This window comes from Pseudoalteromonas sp. SR41-4 (assembly GCF_014163985.1).
In the GTDB taxonomy this organism is placed as follows: Bacteria; Pseudomonadota; Gammaproteobacteria; order Enterobacterales; family Alteromonadaceae; genus Pseudoalteromonas; species Pseudoalteromonas rhizosphaerae.
Map to the genome: position 1 here is coordinate 297,207 of NZ_JACJEI010000001.1, position 19,630 is coordinate 316,836.

The 19,630-nt window shown below is 40.9% G+C and carries 15 protein-coding genes; all 15 read right to left on the bottom strand.

All coding sequences use genetic code 11. The features are described 5' to 3' along the window. Positions 1-24: 24 nt before the first annotated feature. The 15 genes from H5180_RS01125 to tssB all read right to left on the bottom strand — a co-directional run bounded on the left by H5180_RS01125 (position 25) and on the right by tssB (position 19,582). Complete coding sequence (locus H5180_RS01125; RefSeq protein ID WP_145242466.1) at positions 25-1,086, bottom strand: hypothetical protein; 1,062 nt, start codon at positions 1,084-1,086, stop codon at positions 25-27. Next, on the bottom strand, positions 1,079-4,129 hold the full coding sequence (locus tag H5180_RS01130; protein WP_145242468.1) for a hypothetical protein: 3,051 nt from the start codon (positions 4,127-4,129) through the stop codon (positions 1,079-1,081). Before H5180_RS01130 ends, H5180_RS01125 begins: the two co-directional genes overlap by 8 nt. 1 nt (position 4,130) lies before the next feature. Beyond that, on the bottom strand, positions 4,131-5,249 hold the full coding sequence (locus H5180_RS01135) for a DUF4150 domain-containing protein (RefSeq protein WP_259399512.1): 1,119 nt from the start codon (positions 5,247-5,249) through the stop codon (positions 4,131-4,133). Continuing rightward, entirely contained in the window at positions 5,249-6,154 is a 906-nt protein-coding gene (locus tag H5180_RS01140) for a hypothetical protein (protein WP_182757494.1), read from the bottom strand. The genes H5180_RS01135 and H5180_RS01140 overlap by 1 nt, the downstream gene beginning before the upstream one ends. A 1-nt stretch (position 6,155) precedes the next feature. Further along, positions 6,156-7,190, bottom strand: a complete 1,035-nt coding sequence (locus tag H5180_RS01145) for a DUF2169 domain-containing protein (protein WP_182757495.1) — start codon at positions 7,188-7,190, stop codon at positions 6,156-6,158. Further along, positions 7,180-8,349 carry a hypothetical protein gene (locus tag H5180_RS01150; RefSeq protein ID WP_145242475.1) on the bottom strand — a complete coding sequence of 390 codons (1,170 nt, stop codon included), beginning with the start codon at positions 8,347-8,349 and terminating at the stop codon, positions 7,180-7,182. The genes H5180_RS01145 and H5180_RS01150 overlap by 11 nt, the downstream gene beginning before the upstream one ends. Positions 8,350-8,353: 4 nt before the next feature. Continuing rightward, the gene (locus tag H5180_RS01155) at positions 8,354-8,770 is read right to left on the bottom strand and encodes a hypothetical protein (RefSeq protein ID WP_182719402.1); all 417 of its coding nucleotides are present in this window, start codon (positions 8,768-8,770) and stop codon (positions 8,354-8,356) included. 17 nt (positions 8,771-8,787) lie between these two features. Further along, positions 8,788-10,809 carry a type VI secretion system Vgr family protein gene (locus H5180_RS01160; RefSeq protein WP_182757496.1) on the bottom strand — a complete coding sequence of 674 codons (2,022 nt, stop codon included), beginning with the start codon at positions 10,807-10,809 and terminating at the stop codon, positions 8,788-8,790. 34 nt (positions 10,810-10,843) lie between these two features. After that, positions 10,844-13,582, bottom strand: coding sequence for a type VI secretion system ATPase TssH (tssH, locus tag H5180_RS01165; RefSeq protein ID WP_182757497.1), 2,739 nt, complete (start codon positions 13,580-13,582; stop codon positions 10,844-10,846). 27 nt (positions 13,583-13,609) lie between these two features. Next, positions 13,610-14,593, bottom strand: a complete 984-nt coding sequence (tssG, locus tag H5180_RS01170) for a type VI secretion system baseplate subunit TssG (protein ID WP_220491355.1) — start codon at positions 14,591-14,593, stop codon at positions 13,610-13,612. Next, a complete protein-coding gene (tssF, locus tag H5180_RS01175) occupies positions 14,590-16,308 on the bottom strand; it encodes a type VI secretion system baseplate subunit TssF (RefSeq protein WP_145242483.1) in 1,719 nt (572 codons plus the stop codon). The genes tssG and tssF overlap by 4 nt, the downstream gene beginning before the upstream one ends. Before the next feature lie 24 nt (positions 16,309-16,332). After that, positions 16,333-16,740 (bottom strand): type VI secretion system baseplate subunit TssE, encoded by a 408-nt coding sequence (gene tssE / locus H5180_RS01180; RefSeq protein WP_145242485.1) that lies wholly within the window; start codon positions 16,738-16,740, stop codon positions 16,333-16,335. A 54-nt stretch (positions 16,741-16,794) separates the two neighbouring features. Next, positions 16,795-17,280: an Hcp family type VI secretion system effector gene (locus H5180_RS01185; RefSeq protein WP_007584479.1), complete on the bottom strand. Its 486-nt coding sequence runs from the start codon at positions 17,278-17,280 to the stop codon at positions 16,795-16,797. Positions 17,281-17,523: 243 nt separating this feature from the next. After that, positions 17,524-19,050 carry a type VI secretion system contractile sheath large subunit gene (tssC, locus tag H5180_RS01190; protein WP_145242487.1) on the bottom strand — a complete coding sequence of 509 codons (1,527 nt, stop codon included), beginning with the start codon at positions 19,048-19,050 and terminating at the stop codon, positions 17,524-17,526. 10 nt (positions 19,051-19,060) lie between these two features. Next, a complete protein-coding gene (gene tssB / locus H5180_RS01195; RefSeq protein ID WP_145242489.1) occupies positions 19,061-19,582 on the bottom strand; it encodes a type VI secretion system contractile sheath small subunit in 522 nt (173 codons plus the stop codon). Between the last annotated feature and the right edge of the window lie 48 nt (positions 19,583-19,630).

Genomic DNA, 19,630 nt, shown 5'->3' on the forward strand with positions numbered 1-19,630 from the left:
AATCCTATTTATTTCTTTACTTAGCTATAAATCAATCATCAAAAATGAGGTGAATTTTTGCCACAGTGTTTTACCAAACTTTATCTCGCTTTCAGCTTTTATATCATCTGCATATTTCCACGGGAACTTAAATATATCCGGCGGTGTTAGCTTTCTGATAGGTTTACCCGTCAATAAGTTATTGAGCTGTTCTTCATCATTAAATTCATTAATGAGTAATAGTTTTTCCTCATTAACTCTCTTCTTGAAATGCTTATCGACCCGATACCAAAAATACTTAGGACGGCCATTCGCTTTATCAAACTCAGCGGTTGTTTTATCAAACTCACGGTAATATTCAAATTGTGGGATATCTGCTAAGGGTTCAGTTACATCCATGAAGTTTTGTAATAATTCCCAATGAATAAATCCACTGCTTATTAAGTTTGCTCCAGTCCTATCATAAGAAAAATCTCTCTGGTAATGTAATAAAGTAATGCCTCTGTAAGGAAAGCCGCTTCCAGGATTATTTTCCACACAATAGTGAGCATTAAACTCTTCAAAAAGCAATTTATCTTGTGTGCTACTTTGTTCATTAGATATGGTTACAGAACCATCTTTACGATGAAATAAAACCCCTGAGGACACTCTAATCCGGATTGCTTTCCAAATAGTTAGATTAAATAATTTAGATCCACTCCAAAATATAAAAACAAATAAAAAAGATTCAAGCGCTAGTTCAATACGACCAAATAAAGTGAAAAAAAACGGTAGAGTAAATAAAAAAAACAAAATACCTAAATGTGCTATTATCCAAAAAAAGACCAATGAATCCGTTATCTTACTCCCTTTTGTAGGCAAATTAAGAGTAAAATCATCATTTCCTAAAACTTTTCTATAATATTCAGCTTTCCCTGATAAGTTATATTTATAAGCTGAATCTTGAAAACTATCAAAGCAATGTCCAAACACTTTACCTCTTGGGTATATTGCCTGCTTACTTTGGTAACGACAATACATAGAGTCACGCTCATCAGTCGCTATTTCATCTCTAAATTTTGCATCTTGCTTACCTCTGTAAGCTGTGTCAGCATATTGCTCAAGCATATACTATTTCCTTAATTATCCATGCTTTATCTGGTTGTTCACCGTTATCCCAGTCATTACGCTCATCGATATCCACATAGGGCAAGGTCACATTTTTATCTAGGCGGTACTGCACTTTTACTTTCCAATCAACTTCAAAATGTTTCGGCCACATTGATAATATCGGAATAGTATATTTAAACCCGGTTATAGCTCCTGATTCAGTGTTTTCTTTTTGGATTATTTGCCAATTTTTATGATCGTAACGGAATTCCTGCTCAAAATGTAAAACTCCTTCATCTTCAATTTGATATACCTGAACGAGAAGTTCCGATTGACCTAAAGCAAAGTTTGGTGTGTCTACATCAATGGTTAACTGGCAATGGGAACCAGTTAGCTTTTTAACCCCTAATGTAACATTTGGACTCATCAATGTGCCTACTAATGCGGCGTAACATTCTTTTGGTTGTGTTTGCCACTTTTTGTAACTGCCAGTACAGCGGTCATCTGCGTCTTTTGCAAATGGGCCATTTTTAGTCCACGTTTCTAATTCATTATCGGTGACTAATATAGCAATAATTGCAATGATCAAGCCTACTGCGATTATTGCCCACCCTAAAGGTGTAGTGAGCAATGCCGCACCAAGATATATAAAACCAGCTATAGCGACAGCGCCACTCAATGCATGGAAAAAAGCAGCATCCATATCATTTTTTATTACAGATTTATACACATCATAAGTTGTTACAACTAATGAAATAAACAACCCAAGCGCACCTAGAGCTTTAGAGACAGCAATTGCTTTATTAGCTATAAGTATTGTACCTCCAACAAAGTTGGATAATCGACTTATGCGAAATGATGCAACTTCTACTGATAATGTCGCAAGACTATACACGAGATTTATTGAATCTAAGGCGAACTTTACATCAAACTTGTCCCCTGCCTTAAATTTTTTAATCATCTCGTTGGCATTAAACATTTCAAACGCTAACATCACCATTGGCAAGTTGTGCTCTAAAACTCTCACACCTTTGAGCTTAACAGTATCTACAGCCCCTAGTTTAAAGTCTGGGTTATCGTAATACAGCGCATATCTGTGTGTTTTAGGAACAACGACGAGATCACCATCTATTGAATCATAACGACCAATTAGATCATGATAATCTGTCCAGTTTTTAGGGTTAAAATAACCTTTGTTGCTGCCAAATGCTTTAGGGTCTTCAGCTGCTATTACATTATTTTTACTATCATAAATCGTTACTGCATTTGGTGGCGGATTTTTCACGCTTTCACGTAACATTGCACGCCTTTGCTGCCTATTGTTTTGCGTGCGCTTATAATTGGTTATGGCTATTACTGATGGGTTATCACCTAATACAGCCCCAGCTTGTTTAACATGAATATCTGCAAAGTCACTAATTCCAAGCGCCTTGTTATATGAGACCATTAAGTTTCTAATTTTTACAGTATGTGGTTTTAAAACGCCGTTTTGATATTGACTTGCAACACGCCCCCACGCACCGGTTAAATACCCCACCGCATCTTTTGCTTTACCAAAAAACTCTTTTAAACCTTTATTAGCTAATAAGCTGTCTTGCTCTTGCTTTTCTTCGATCAACTTTTTATGAATGCGCTTAAACTCTTCAAATCTAAATTTAGCTTCGCCATTATTTTTTTCTTCCGGCAACTTGTTTAATACAACACTCCCAGGCTGGTTTATATCGAAGTGCCCTTCTGGGATCATAAAGCAGTCAGATAACCAATTGCCTTGCTCAAACGTTGCTTTTAAAAAGCTTTCTATTGCGCTTGTGGCTTTATTTATATTTTTTTTACGCTCGTTTTCAGCAGGTAACTTTTCTTTCCAAGGTCTAAATACACCAGTTGAAACATCGTCGATACTCAACATATTTAATACATTAGTAATAAAATTAAAGCCAAATAAATAATCTACATTTTCAAGGGCTACCCAATCATTCATTACTGGAGCTAAACCAATATAATCACTTTGCTTAGAAGTTAAAGATGAGTCGTTATTTAAGTCTTGTAAAAAATCAACAAACTCTTTTTGTGCTATTGGTAACTCCTTTAAATATTTCTCTAATTTGTCATTTGACAAGTATTGCTCTAGATATTCTTTGTCTAGATGCTTTGCTCCACTACGTAAAAACTTTGCACCAGAACTTAAGTCTGCATATCCCTCTTTTTTGGTTTTTATAGGAGTCATCGAAGTTCGATGTGGGAATATATAATGATCGCGCATCACTTTTTCATGCAAATCATCATTTAGCATCGCTTGATAAGCCAACACACCTGAATCATAATGTTTCTTATCTGTTAGCTTTTTATTCTCAAGCTGTAGCTGTAAAAAAATCACTTGGCACTTATTTAACAGAGAAAGCGCTATGCCACCTGGGTCATGTATTGTAATTTGCCCTTCACGCTCTGCTACTGCTAAATCAATTTGTTGACAGCGAGCGTTTCGTAATGAATCAGCTAATCCCTGGTCTTCAACATGTGTAGGTGAAGTGGCGTTAGCACTTTTTTGTCTTGGATCATCTTTGTACAGTCCGCCGAGGCTCACAATATACAGCCATGACCATTGGGCGATGGAAAAAGCAACTTGTACCGTGGGGTCACTAAGTGAACCTGGCTCACAGTTTAAACCATTTGTTTTCTTAGGCAGCAAGATTGTTTGGGTAACTAAACCCGAATATGAACGCTCGTTTTTGCCAAATTCAGTTGCCAAATCAACTTCAGATAAACAACCATTGTCAACAGCTGCAATTTCACGCCATAAATAACCATTAACGAATATATAGTAAAAGCCGTTTAAGTTACTAACAGGTCGTTCGTCTTCTCCTAACACTTGAAATTGCGCAGGTTTAGCTTTGTTTTTATCAAGGGACGCCTCGGTAAAAACGGTTGGTTTTACCGAAATAAATTGCGCTTTATTGTCATCACTTGGCGGATTATCTAAAGTATAAGGTTGTGTATAGCCGAAAGGTATATATGAACTCCCACATTCACCCTTTATCTCCGAATCTAATTTAATTAATCCCATATTAAGCACCTGCTGTAAAATTAATTGACGCGTTTTTGCCACTGATATTTTGCTTATCTGCGATTGGCACTTTTTGCTCATTTGCTCCTTGGGTTGCTTTTATTGCACCAAGCGATGCGTCATTACTATCAACCCCTTTTACTAAAATACTTGCTCCGTGCGTTGTACCAGCATCACCCAAACTATCCCTCACTTGCACACTCAACCCTCTTGGTGCGGGGCCGCCGGATTGCATAAGTGGCGCAGGTGGGGTGTTTTTAGAATTAGAGATCATCGGGTCACCTTGGCGTACAGCGGGTTTACCTTCAATTAATACATTAAACGAGCCCATGATAAATTCAGCTTCACCGTCGTTTTTCTTACTCGCGACGCCTTTTTTATCACCAGGGGAGTCACCTGAGCTTTGTGAAAAAGTGCTATTTATATTAGCGGCGCCATTGCCATTGACTTTTACTGAGCTGGCAACATCTGTAACGTCACTTGATTGCGCTTTATTTGCGTATGGAATTGGTACAACGCTAGTCCCAATTGTGGTTAAGCAGACATCCACCGTCATAAGTTTACCGCCACTATCTTGATGTACAGCGGTGCGACCATTTATCAGCACATTTTGCCCCGATACAGCTTGTACTTGTGGTGCTTGTGAAGCTGTATCTTTAATAAGCTGCTCTTGGTTACCGGCTTGCCAACCTAAATGCGTTGATACTAAATCTAAGAATGCTTGCGCGTTACTAACGGGTTTATTTACATCCATATTAGTTTGCGGTTCATTCCATGGCAGCCTAGGTTCGTTTTTTTGGCTATCCCATTGTGGCGGTGGAATAATATAATCAGGTATAAAAATATTTACCATTTCACCGAGGGTTTTCTCGCGGTATTTTGGCCTGGCAATCTCAGCTAAAAAGGCGGCGTCACCACTGGCTTTATCTTCAAAAATAGCGATACCGTTAGCTTTACCTAGCGCACCATTACTGCGGGCGCTATTGTTAAGCCCAAGCAATGTTGAGTTGTTATGTCGCCATGTTACTGAGCCACCGGTGCGCACATCAGCGCTCAGCGCATCAATATCATATTGTACGCTGCCTGTTTGTTTGCCTGCTGCGGCGTTAATATAAGGCATTATTTTTCACTCCTTGAAATTTTGACTAGCTGCTCATTAGGTGCATTAAAAATAACAAATACCTGCTCAAGTGAGCGCGTAAGCGGGTTGCATAAATAGCTTTGTGCTAGTGTAAGTGCCGCTAATGAGTTTGCATTACCTTGATGGCCTATCGTCGTTGCTAACTCTGCACACTCAATGAGCGGCTGGCCTTTTTTGTACAATTTTTGTGTGTAAGCAAACCATTTTTTTTGCCAAGTAAGTGATTGTTCGCCCACAAATAAATAACGGTCTTGGCTGGTGCAATTGGCCTGTGCTAATTGAGCCGTCATTTGGCCGTCATATAATTGCGCGGTAAGCTTGCCTTGCGGGTGTATTAACAGTGCATATCCACCTTCGCCATATATAACGCCCGGTGGGCCGTTTAATACTTGCACGGTGCAGCGTTTAGCTTGTTCACTCACATATTGATAGCTATTACATGAATCCACAGCGATTACTAAGGTGTCGTTGTTTATGGTGGTTAAGTCACATGTTGGCATCTGTGAATAGGCGGGTATTTGTTCTGCAATACACTCTTGGAGTAGCTCAGCGAGTGTTTCATCGCTTATCAGTGGCTGTTCAATTTCATCAACGGGCAGTAAAAATACAATTTGGCTAATGCGGTTTGTTTGCCTTAACGTGGCTATATCAACTTGCTCAAGTAGGTGCGAGAGCATTAATAAACAGCGCGTGACTCTATCGAGTTGCGCAAGTTCGTCTATTTCAACAAAAATATACGGCGCATCTAAACTAATATCACATCGAATTAATGCTTTACTTGGTTTAGAAAAAAGCATTTTGTTAGCCACTGCAGTATACAAGCTGCTTGATGTACAGCCGGCAGCATTAATATGATAAAGACTGTCAAAAGTAAGTTGTTTCATATTAATTTTCTTTACCGCTATTTTGTTCTGAGGCAACGAGTATTTGACTATTTGCGCCTACTTTTTCAAGACTAATATGACCGCGCCAAAGCAGAGAAAAGCACTGGGCGTCGGAATCAATTACTAAGGTGTCGCAGCGCATGGTTAGCCGCTCTCGGGCTAGTGTATTTACCACTTCCACAATAGGTTTTTGGTACGGCAGTTCTATACGTTGTTGTTGTCCGTATTGTTGTAATGGATAAAGCCCTGTTAACTGACACGCCCAGCCTTTGCCAAACTCGGCTGCAACTTGCTGATCAATGGGCGCTGTGTTGTATAAATCTTTTGGCTGTGTTGTTTTAAACGGGTACTCTCCCGCCATAAGTGCTGTTTCGTCTATTTCTGGTAAGCGTTCAACTCGTGGCGACCAATGGCTTGGTATGGCCGAAAAGCTTGCGACCGGTGTGCTGTGGCTAGGTTTTCTAAGTAATGAGTTAGCGTATTCAACACTGGGTAACTGCTGGCCAACCGCGTGCTTATTTTTAAGTTTAAAACCACGGCCGATTGGGTTTTCTAAGCACGTGTTGCTCTCGTTATTTAGCTCTTTACCACCAAAAGCCTGCATATAATTGAGTGCCACTGGGGTAATAATATCTGGATCTGTAGCGACTGGTCCAAGCAACGAGCGTCGCCAATAACGCGCTCCGGTTACACGTAAACGCTTTTTAAACAAAGGTTGCGAAGGCGAATCAAGGCCCAGCTCAACCTCAATAACGCGCGCGTCTTTTCCTTTTGGCGGATAAGCAGTGCAATTACCATATACTTCAAAGCCATACTTAAAAGCCACCTGCTCGTTTACTTCACAAATCGGTGAGCTGTTAGGATCGCCTTGGTAATCATCAGCAATAACAATCTCAGGGCCGGGTTCAATGGCTGTAACGTTGCCTTGCTCATCAAACTCAAAGCTTTGTTTAACCACCACCACTTGACCTTCAGTACTGTCTTCTAACCAGCCGCTAAACGTGCTGGCTTGCCAAGGAGAAAGATTATGAAGCATGAACGTTCTCCACTTTTTCACTTAACAGTAATTGCCACTGCGATGCACTTTGCTGGACATGAAATAAACCACATGCACTTGTTAAATCAAAATGTGGGGCAATAACACGTTGTACTAAAGAGCCTGCTAATTTAGCGAGTTTTTGTGCGCTATTGGCTTTGGTAAAACTAATGCCCATTAAAAGTTGCTCACCTGCTTGCATTGCAAACGCTTGCCTTACGTGCTCGGCATCATCAAGGTTAATGCCGCTTTGCGGTTTTACTGCATTGTTATCACTGACGACTGACATTTTTTCAGCTTTGGCAAGCGGCCTATCTGTTAATGTGAGCCACGCTGCATAAGCACTTGGTTGTGTTACTGCGATGGTCATTAAATCCATCACTAATGGCAGCGCTTGTTTATAAACAAAATGACTTAATACAAACGAGCAGTGCTCTGGATTTGCTTTGCAAAATAATGCACAGGGTTCGTACCAACGCGTGTCATTAAGTAAACCCGCTAAAGCGAGTAATTGTGCTTTTTGCTGTTCATCTGCGGTTTTTGCAAACACTTTAAATAGCTTATCGCTTACATCGTCATGCCCTGCACAATAACTATTTACTAACGCAGCAAAGGCAATCTCGAAATCTTTGTGTAATACCGCTGCGAGTAATTCACTGGTTGTAAGAGGTTGTGAAAATAATAAGGTTTTAACCACGTTTTGGGGTTTTTCTTTACCTTCAAGTACACTGGTGCGTAGCGCTTTTAAATCGTTAAGCTGCCAATGCTTTAAATTATGTTGAAGTAATTCACACTGCGCTAATTGCTCACTGCCTCTTAAGCTATGAAAGTAGGCAGTAAAGTCATCAATAGCAGTAATGAATAAATCAGCCGCTATTAAACGATATACTTCACTATGTTCGCTATTTTGCTGCGCAAGTTCACACAAAGCCTGCCATGTTAACTCGCTTACTTGGGTTAAGTTTTGCGCTGAAAAATAATCCGTTGGCGCTTCGCCTGCCAACTCACTTAGGGTATATAAATGATTGAGCATTTGCGTGTCGATCACGCTAAAACGTGCCAACGAAAACGCCCCTTGCTGCAACAACTTTTGCCGGTGCTTTAACAAGGTGGTGAGGCGCTGATTATGAAGTTTTACTTTATATACAGGTGCGAACATAGTGCTAATTAAGCCTAATTGGCCAGCCAGCCAAGGTAAGGTCTTGCTCGCTGTTTGCTGTAATATCTTGCCCTTCAAGCACGATAGTGCCGTCTGCATATACCTCAACACTACCCTTGGCCGTTTGTAGGCTAACACTTTGCTGGGCTTCAATAACGATATGCCCTTGCGAATTATTAATTTGCGCGGCAGGTGCTTGATCCGCTTGCGCTAAGAGCGCCGTTACAATAAAGCCTTGTGCGCTATGTACAAGTAATACATTAGCCCCTACTTCTGCGATGCTGACATGTGCGCCTTGCGCAATAACTTGATGTTCAACATTATTAATTAATACCGCTTTTACACGGCCAAAACTGTCGACACGACTCACACACGCTAAATGTTGATCGTGATTGAATATACTTTGGATCTGAGCGCTCATAATAAACTCCTTTTCAACTAGTTATTACTAATTGCACTGCCTTTCACGGCGATATTACTGGCCGATAAAGTAATACTTGTCGCATCAATGGTTAAGTTACCACCGGCATCAATTTCAATACTCGCACCGCCTTGACTCAATTGCAGTGATCCTTGACCATCCGCTTTAATGGTAATATTTGCGCCGCTACTAATTTCTATATCGCCATTGGGGGCTTGCAGTTCTAAATTGCCGTCAACCGAATATGCGCTAACATCTTGTTCACCTTGTAATTTAAGCTCTTGATCCGCTTTAAGCTCTAAGCTGCCATCGGTTGCTTCAATACGTGTGTTTGAGGTGGCTTTGAGGGTTAAATCTGCCGCCGATGTTACTGTGATATCCCCTTCGCGGGTTTGCATTTGCAAGTTATTCTCTACCCGCGTAGTAAAGTCATTGGCAACCGTAAAGGTGGCGTCGTTTTCAGCAACAAATTGCAGATTTTCTTTCGCTGATATTTTTACATCGCCATCTACAGACTTAAGCGTTGCTTGATGTGCGCCATTGGTGGCATCGAGTAATAGTTGGTTTTTATTATTTTTATTAGCAAGGCTAATTTTTTCTTCGCCTTTTTTATCATCCATTATTAAACTGTGGCCAGCTTTAGTAACGAGCTTATTCTCGGTCGGATTTTGGCTGGTAACTGGGTTAGGTGCATTTTGGTTGTATAACGCACCTAAAATAATGGGTCTGTCTAAATCGCCATTTTCGCCACAAACTAATACCTCAGTACCTTGTGTAAGCGGAAAGTGCATGCCATGACCACTGCCACCATAAGGTTGCATTAAGCGTGTTGGGCGGCTTTGTTGGCCTTCACCATCTTGATTAAATGGCAGTTTTACTACGTAATTACCATCATCATCAATTTCTTGCTCTACTAGTGCGTTAAAAGTTGCAAATACACGTCTTTCTGGAAGTAACTGTGCTTTAAACTGTTGATCCGATGGGACCAAGTTCGCCTGATTTTTATAAGTTAAGCCTTTTACGTTAGCGCCATATTCCACACCTGCTTGCTGGCTACCCTTATGATCAACACGCACAACCAAATATTGGCCATTATGATCTGGATGATCATAAATAGTTAAAATCATTCCTGGTCTAAGCGCCCTGCAATCACTGTCGATAATCAATTGCTCTCGTTGACAATCAAACGCTTGCTGACGCGTTTTAGCAAGCGTATTGCCCTCGCCAGAAGTTGCATAGTTATTACCATAATGACTGTCTTCACCAAATCCTGGTTGCGAAGCGCTATTTTGCGCCGATACCTGTAAATTACCTGGTGCGCGGTAGTTATAATCGTTTAACGCAATACTTTGCGGCTGAAGTTGGGCTTGGCGACTAATTGCGAAGATTGTTTCGCTAGTACGTACTTGCCCAGATGGTGGCACATAACTTAAGTTTACTTCATCAAACAGAGCCGCAATATCTTTGCTGCTATTGCATACTTTAAAAGTGCAATCCGCGTCAGTTTGCTCAACAAAACTATAAACAAAGCCATGTTTACGCATTAAACGCGTAACAAATTCATAATCGGTTTCGTTATATTGCACTGTCATATCGAGGCTAGGGCCGCTGGCTTGCATGCTGAATTTTTGCATTGGGAAGCCCGCTTTATTAAACACACTTTTAATAATGGCAGCGGGATCCATCGCTGTAAAAACACGATTGGAATGTTGATGCTTAAGTAAAGTTAAATAAGAACTCAACACTAACGTGTAATGATAACCTTGGTGACTTTTACCATGGGCTACAAAACGACTTAGTAAACCTGAGATAGTCCGATCTGTCATAGACCACACCAAACTCAAACTGGCATCTTTACCTAGCAACGTTTGCGCAGTTAAATGTTCCTGACTCAATACTTGAATATTAAATTCATAGTCTTCACATAAGCTATCATTAATTGATGTGAAGTCAGTTACCTGCACCATGCCATCAGGTAAGCCTTGTATACTTACGCTAAAATGACTGGTATTCGCTTTATGTTCACTAAAGATGTCCATGAGTCCCATTTTCAATCCTTTTTTATCTATTAAATTAGGCGTTATCGGCAAATATTGCGGTGATTTCGTCTTGCTCATCAACCGTTAACGTTAAAATATCTGGCATATCTTCTTGCGCCATATATTCCAAAATAGACTTAGCAATTCCTGGTAAAATTTGTCGTTCAATGACTGCATTTACCATCCGAGCACCGCTGTCTGAAAGCTGGCATTGCTGAGTTAACTTACTCAATACACTTGCATCAACACGCAGTTGCATTTTATGATTTGTAGCAAGACGCTTAGCAATCGCTTCTAGTTTTAAACTAACAATTGCTTGCAGTGCATCTTGATCAAGCGCTAAATAAGGCACTACTTGCATGCGTGCAAGTAAAGCTGGTGCGAAGAATTGTAGTAACTGTGGCTTAATTAATTCACTTAACGCACCAATTGACGGCACTTGCCATGGGCTACCATCTTCATTAATCGGTGCATCCGTTGGATTGAGTGCGTCATTAATGGCTTGCTGCTGCTCAGTCGGTTGTTCTACATCATCGTCTTGCTCTGGACTCAAATCGATCACTGTTGGCGGTGTGCATGCATCAATTAGCTCTGCTGAACCTAAGTTAGACGTCATGATGATCACGGTGTTTTTGAAGTCAATTTCACGGCCTTCACCATCACGCATATTGCCGCGTTCAAATACTTGATAAAACATGTTAAGCACATCTTTATGCGCTTTTTCTACTTCATCAAGCAAAATTACTGAGTATGGGCGCTGTCTTACCGCTTCAGTTAATACACCGCCTTCACCGTAACCTACATAACCAGGAGGTGAACCTTTAAGCTGCGATACTGTATGCGACTCTTGATATTCACTCATATTGATAGTGGTTAAGAACTTCTCGCCACCAAACAATTGCTTAGCTAAACAGCGGGCTGTTTCAGTTTTACCAACACCGGAGGGTCCGGCAAGTAAAAAGACCCCTAACGGTCCTTGTTCATTACTGATCCCCGCTTTGCTGACACGTAATGCTTGCGCAATTTTTGCCATACCCGCTTGCTGCCCGATCACTTCTTGACCAATTGCCGTTTCTAAATTAATGAGGTTACTGATCTGATCTTTAACCATGGCACCAACAGGTACACCGGTCCACTGAGAAATTATTTGTGCCACTGCATCAGCGTCTACTTCGCTAAATAAGCCATTATCTTGACTGTTTTGCTCTTTTAAAGTTTGGCGCAAGCTAAGTAGTGCAGCACTGTCTTGTTCGCTTGCATTGGTTGCTTGTTTAAACTCGTTGATCTGGCTTAAAGTGGCAATTTGTGACTCACGAGCACTGGTTAATGCAGCAAGTTTATCTTGTGCAATATTTAACTCTTGCTGTAAGTACAATAACTTATCCATATCGACAGCTAAACCTTGCTCGCTTTCACTGGCAATACTGGCAATCCGAGTTTGTAAATAATTTATATGCTCTCGCTCAGATTCAATTGCAGCTGGATCAGTTGCAAACGACATTCTGACGCGAGCTGCTGCTGTATCAAGTACGTCAATTGCTTTATCTGGCAATTGGCGGCCTGTTATATAACGAGCTGACAATACAACAGCCGCTTCAATGGCATCATCGGTAATTTGGATATTATGATGTTGCTGATATTTATCTTTTAAACCCGCTAGCATAAGTTGCGCAGCTTGCTCCGTTGGCTCATCGACTTTGATCAGTTGAAAACGACGCTCTAATGCGGCATCACGCTCAAAGTACTTTTTATACTCACTCCAGGTGGTTGCTGCCACTGTGCGTAATTCACCTCTGGCAAGAGCGGGTTTTAATAAATTAGCCGCATCGCTCATACCGGCATCACCACCCGCACCAATTAAGGTGTGTGCTTCATCAATAAACATAATGATCGGCGTGGTTGAGTTTTTAACTTCGTCAATTACTGTTTTTAAACGGCGCTCAAACTCGCCTTTAACACCTGCGCCAGCTTGTAATAAGCCCATGTCTAAGACTAATAAACGCACACCTTTTAATTCATCAGGTACTTGACCATCAATAATACGCTGTGCAAAACCTTCTACTACGGCGGTTTTACCGACTCCCGGATCACCCACTAAAATCGGGTTGTTTTTACGACGACGACATAACACATCCACCATCATGCGTATCTCGTCGTTTCGCCCGAGTACAGGATCAATTTTTCCTTGCTTAGCTTTTTCGGTTAAATCTTCACAATATTCATCAAGCGCGCCGCCACCTTCACTTTGGCCATTATTTTGCGTTTGCTGAGCTGTTTTTGCCTGTGGGTTTAAACGCTCGCTTGAGTTTTGACAAATTTTATCGAGGTTTTCGGCTAAAAAGCGTGAGTCAATTTTATCTAGCAACGCTAGTAATTGAAGCACAGGGCTATAAGGTAATAGCTCCGTGAGTGCATCAAGCAATGCAGCACCGTTGATCCAATCACTTTTATGCTGCACATTAGCGCTCAACCACGCGCGTTCTAACCATTCATATAAACGACGAGAAAACACCGGCTTACTTTGGTTACCCGCAGGTTGGCGATTTAAAAAGTCAAGCAACTCATGCCATACCGCATCTTGATTAATATTAAAAAAGTGAAATATTTGTTCTAAATCGCCACTACTGCCCTCTTCCATCAACTTAATTAGTAAGTGTTCAGGCAGCACTTCAAAATGACTACGACTGCTAGCAAACCCTGCAGCAGACTCAAGCGCGGTCGCGGTATGGCCATTTAGCTTGTCGATAAGTTGTTTAATGCCTTTTGCATCCATTGTTTTGTCCTTAAATCTGGTTTCTTACTAATGTTGATATTGAAGATGGGTATAGCTGTGTACGGTTGTGTTTGCCGCAGCACTACCTAAATAACTGTTGTGTCCAAGTATTAACGGTGACACACCGATTGCCTGTTGCTCTACAGCTTCGTTAGCCACTTTGATTTGGCATAACCACTGCACATTATTTGGTAAGTGAGTGCTTAATAACGCCGCCATTTTTTTACCTTGCTCATGCAAAGGGTTCAAACTAATGGCAGTTTCACTGTCTACAGGGCCGATGGCAATTGTTAAAATACTGCCACTTACTAATACTTTGCTACCTAATACCGCGGAACCACCGAGTACCATCTGGGCATCATCACCAAATGTACTTGGGGCATCAATTGTTTGCCAATTAGCGCGGGTATCGTCAACATGCAGCTCTTTCACTGCAAGTGTATGTTTCAGTAATTGAGTTAAGCCTGCTGCACTGGTTTGTTTTAAGCTAGCAATGCCGCATTGTACTTTTTGATCTGTTTTTGTAGATAAAATGGCTTCTATTAAATGATCAAATTGATCTGCACCACGTCCTGCAACATTGATTTGTGACTTTTTCCACGCCTGAAAAAGTTGGCAATATAAAATATGATTAAACATATCTAAAAATTGCCGAACCCTGTCACCACTTTCGTCATCACTTGCTGCTTGCTCTAACAGGTAATGCGGCATCGGCGCATCAACCCCATACAAACCCAAGAATGACGTTGATAAACTGAGTCGCCCGCGTCCTTGGTTATCTAAGCTACACGCACGTACATCGGTTGCTGGAAAGCCAAGCTCTTTATAGGGCTTAAACATCACCCGCTCACTAATGCCTTTGTCAAGTTCGTGAGGCGTTGCCCAATGCTTTTCAATTAAGCTCATCGCTTTAAATAAATTAAACTGCCAAGGCTTAGCAATTAATTGCTCAATCGGTTTGGGCAATTTAGCCCAAACGGGATGCTTTATGGCTGGTTCATGCACACTCATAATTGATAACTCTTGCCCGGCTCAATATCCCAACACCAGGTTTTATAGCTAGGAATAGCATTAACGCGAGTCTGCACACTTTCATTAATTGGTGCGTACATTAAAAAGAATTGGTGCAACATATTACAAAAATGATAAAGATCGGCATCGCACACAAACTTACTTTCATCGATATCAATTAATACATCTACGCCTTTAATAAAAATTCCACGCTTTATTTGGCTGATCGGAGTAGCCGTTATTTTTTGAATGCTCTCAATACGCAAGCGATTCTCAGCTTTTTGCGACCAATCAAATAGCACTAATAAACGTTTAAGCTCGGTTACTTGAGTTATTTGGGAAAACTTAACATTAAGTAAGCTGATCAGCTGCCAATGTTTTGGTTGATCTGGGCACGGTAAATAATTAGTAGGCCTAATAACATTCTCAACCTCGGCAATACTTGGCATATCGCGCCCGCCAATATTTAAATCACCTTCTTGCAGTAGTTGCCGAGGCCAGCCTGCATTAAAAGCAGTTAAATCAACAGATAGTGTTTCTTTTTCATCATTTAGATTGAAAGGCAACTGTAAGTAATGAGTTGGCGCAGCTGCACCCACATCTTTAGTTAATACGGTAAATAGCTTTTTCTCATCTTCAAATACACTTTGATAACGAGGTGTATAATCATAGGTTTTACCACTGAGCGAGTTGCGCCCCATTACCGAATCGACGGTGTAACTGAAAATATGATCGGTACGATTTTGATCTGCGGTGATCATATAGTCGGTACGATTGGGTTCGATTCTGATTGGCTCTGCCGCTTGGGAAAATAAATTAATTGCAGGCACGCAGTTTATCAGTAGGTTTTCACGGGATAATTGGTGTCCGGGTGGTAATTTACTTGAGCCACGAAAAACTATTTCAAAGCGGTCTATATGATCTGCAAACTCAACGTCTTGCAAACCTGTAAAAGTTAAAAAGTAAAAACGATCTTTGGCATTAAAGTAATCTAGTAATAATGCATAGCCTGGATGGCTTTGCTCAGCACTCGGTAAAAGAGCCCCATCAATATTTAAATAACTGGCACTGCAACCTTTTACTTTAAGCTTTTTATTATGCTCAAAATGCGCAGGGCCAAAATCAAGTTCAGCATGTTTCTCTGCCGTTTGCAGCAGCTTAAATAAAGAGCTACATAACGGGGTATCGCCGCGTAAATAAAACTGCAAGTTTGATAAGTCATAATTTTTACGCTCACCTTGGCATACAAAACGTAAACCAATGCGCAGCTCTGCACCTAAATGTGATTCTTGGTAGCGCACATGCTCAACATCGAATGGTGCTACTGTTAGATTATGCGTGGTGGTAAAAGTAATATTTTTGTGATCAACAACAGCGGTATCTGCTTTTAATGTGAGACCCTTTTCAATCATATGGGTCTTTTGCATTGCCAGCTTAGGGCTAAATTTAACTACCGTACTTGAAGGGTAATAACTAAGCAGAATAGGACATAATTGACGCAGCACTTGCTCTGACACTTCTGGTACTGATTCATCCAAGCGTTTTTGTGTGTGCGCAGTTAAATACGCCATACCTTCGAGTAAACGCTCTATATGCGGGTCGCGATCTTTTAAGGCATCAATATTTAACATGCCCGCATGCTCAGGATAATGTTGTGCAAACTGTTTACCGGCCTGCGTTAATAAACGCATTTGAGCATCAAAATATTGCTGCATTAAAATATCCTTTTCATTGAAATATTAATCACCATTTTTAGCGTGCTGCATTACATCAGCCTTACCGCCTGATTCAAACCGCGTGTTTAACTTAATACATTGGCCACTGGTTAGAAATGCTTGAATATCCAGTCGGATCACGCAATTTTCTTCACGTATTTCCATTGGAATAACATTGGCATAACGCACTCTTGGCTCATATTTCTCAATCAATTTTTTAACCTCAAACGCCAAAGTATGTTGCGAATAAGGCAAACCTTCGTAAATATCTTCAACATCGGGCAAACCATAATCAGCCAAATGCTTTAACACCCCACGGCGAGCATTAAGCAGCTCATTAAGATGGTTACAGACACTATTTTGCTCATCAGTCTGAAAACCTTGATGTCCATTACGAATGACAGGTTGAGTTAAAAAATCGAATAACGCCATGAACTTACCTCTGATAAAAGGATATGCTTGCGCATATCCTTTAAAAATTCCGACTTATCGACCTTCAGTCCAAGAGTCAGAGAACTCGATGTTGCCATCAAGGTATGTCCAAGTAATGCGCTTATAACGTAAACATACTGTTTCAAGGTGCGGATAACGCTCCTTGTCTAAGTCTTTTACGTTGTGCATTGTTGGTGAGATTGACGTAATTTTTACATCTTCCAACTTGTGGCAGAAATACTCACGCTCAGTCCCTGTGTCATCGATACGGTACCATTTAAGCTCAAGTTGCTTAAGTGTTTGACCGTTCGAGCACGCTTTATACAGATACGGTGTAGCTGCATCTACCGCTTTAGTAATTACAAACGGTTCATGCTTACGTGTACCTGTAAGTTCACCCGTGTCGTTATCTGTAGGAATGCGAAGTTCATGATCAAAGTGTAGGATCTCAATTGAACCTTCACGCTCTGCAACAGTTACAGAACCTTTGATGTCATTACCTTGGTCATCCTTTAACCACATATACGCTGGAATTGCCATTTCATTATTCTCCTTTTAGAATGAAGTGTTTCCTGTTAGTTGGCATTGGCATAAACAACCATGTTTATGCCCCCCAAAAAGCCCTCTGCTTCATGCCACTGGGGAACATGTCCCAAGTTGGATGCAACCAACTTGGGGCAATTTTTTCCATCTACATTTTTACACCAACCAGCTACTCACCAAATTGACGTATTTACACTTTAAAAGCCTGCGTTAAATGCGTTTCATCGGCGGCTTGGCAGTTCATTTTTCGCCAGGCATCTGCCCTACTAATGCCAAACGCACATCAATACCTTCCACTTGGAAATGCGGCACTATGTAAGTACTAACGCGGTAATAACCAGGGTTACCCGGAATTTCAGCAACAGTCACTTTGGCATCTTTTAATGGGTGCGTTGCAATTAACGACTCATCTGGGTTGTTCATTTTCGTAACTAACGCACCTAACCAATCATTAAGCTGCTGCTCTAATTCGTGGCGTGGTTTGCTAGAACCTATGTTTTCACGTTGTAACACTTTTAAGTAATGCGCAATGCGCGATACTAAGAAGATATACGGTAAACGCGAGTTAATACGTGCGTTTGAGGTTGCTTCTGGCGTTTCAAGCACTTGTGGCTTTTGCGCACTATTAGCTGAGAAGAAACACGCAAAGTCTGAATTTTTATAATAACTAAGTGGAATAAACCCTTGGTTAGCAAATTCAAGCTCTTTAGTCTCTGAGATCAATACTTCTGTTGGGATCTTAGTTTCTGAGCCTTTACCTGCTTCGAATGAATGAAGTGGTAAATTCTCAACTTTACCGCCCGACTGTGGGCCACGAATGTTAACTGCCCAACCATTATCATGGAAACTGCGAATAATATTGGCGGCAAAAGCAAACGTTGCGTTACCCCATAAATAGCGCTCATGGTGTTCACTGTTTACATCTTCTTGGTAGTTAAAGTTACGCAGTGGATTAGTTTCACCATACGGTAAGCGCAATAAGAAACGTGGGAACGCTAGGCCGATATAGCGTGAATCTTCTGATTCACGGAAGTTTTTCCAACGTAAAAATTCAGCACGCTCCATGTACGAACCAATATCTTGAATTTTAGATACTTCATCAAGTGAGTCTTTCAAGAAAAACTTAGGTCCTACGCTGCCCATAAATGGGCAGTGCGCCGCAGCTGATACGCGTGAAATTTCTTGTAGTAATGAAACATCTGGCGCTGAACAATCAAACTCAAAGTTCGATACCATAGTCGATACTGGTTCGCCACCTGGGGTGTCGTAATCTGAGGTATAAACATGCTTGTACAATGCTGATTGCGTGGTATCAGGTGCTTCTTCAAAGTCATCACGCAGGGTTTCTTTATCAACGTCGAGCATTTCGATTTTGATGTTGGCATTGTTTGGCGTGCGATTAATTAAATAACGCAATGAACGCCAAGCTGATTCCATTTTTTGGAAGTTTGGATTATGTAAAATCTGGTCTAACTGCTGTGAGATAATCGTATCAACTTTCGCAATATAGTCATCTAACAACAACTTATCGATACGCGTAACTTCTTGGCCGCTGCTGCCAGCCATATCTAAAAATACATTGATTGCCGCTGTTAAACGCTCATTCGCACGGGTTTCAGCAAGGTTGCTGGCATCACGAAAAGTGTCTAATTTGATCTCATCTGCAACTGGGGCAATATCGACCAAGTTACAAAGGCTTTCGTAGGTTGATACCGGAGCTTGCTCAATTGAATGAGCTGCAACGTTTAATTGTTCTTGCATTGACATGGTAACGTCCTTATTCAGTAACTGGGTGTTTTTCGTCTTCAGAAGCAAGCGGGGCAATTTCATCCAGCTTAGCTTTTAACTCATCAAGTTCTGGCTGGTTTTGTAATACCCGCTCTAGTTCTTTACGTAATGATGAGTTATCCAAAAGATTCGATTTCAAGTCACGCAGTAAGTTACGCATTGCCATCATTTTATTTAACTCAGGTACCTGTGAAGCAACTGATTCTGGATCAAACGATTTAAACGAATCAAACTGTAAATTCACGTTGATCTCGCCATCGCCTTTGATCTTATTAGCAACTTGAAAGTTTGCCTTTGGTGCCATATCTTTTAACACTTGCTCAATATTATTTTTATTGATTGTTACGCGTTCACGCTCAGCAAGGTCTTGGGTATTTAAACCATTAGAGTAATCACCAATTACCAGCATTTTTAGTGGCAATTCGCTTTTTTGCGATGCGCCATCCGTATCAAGCTCTAAAGAGATATTGATCCGAGCTCTTGGGATCTCTTTTTGAAATGTATCTGTCATGTTTCTTCCTTTGCAGTTTGTATCAATTCCAATTAACCTCGACCCATT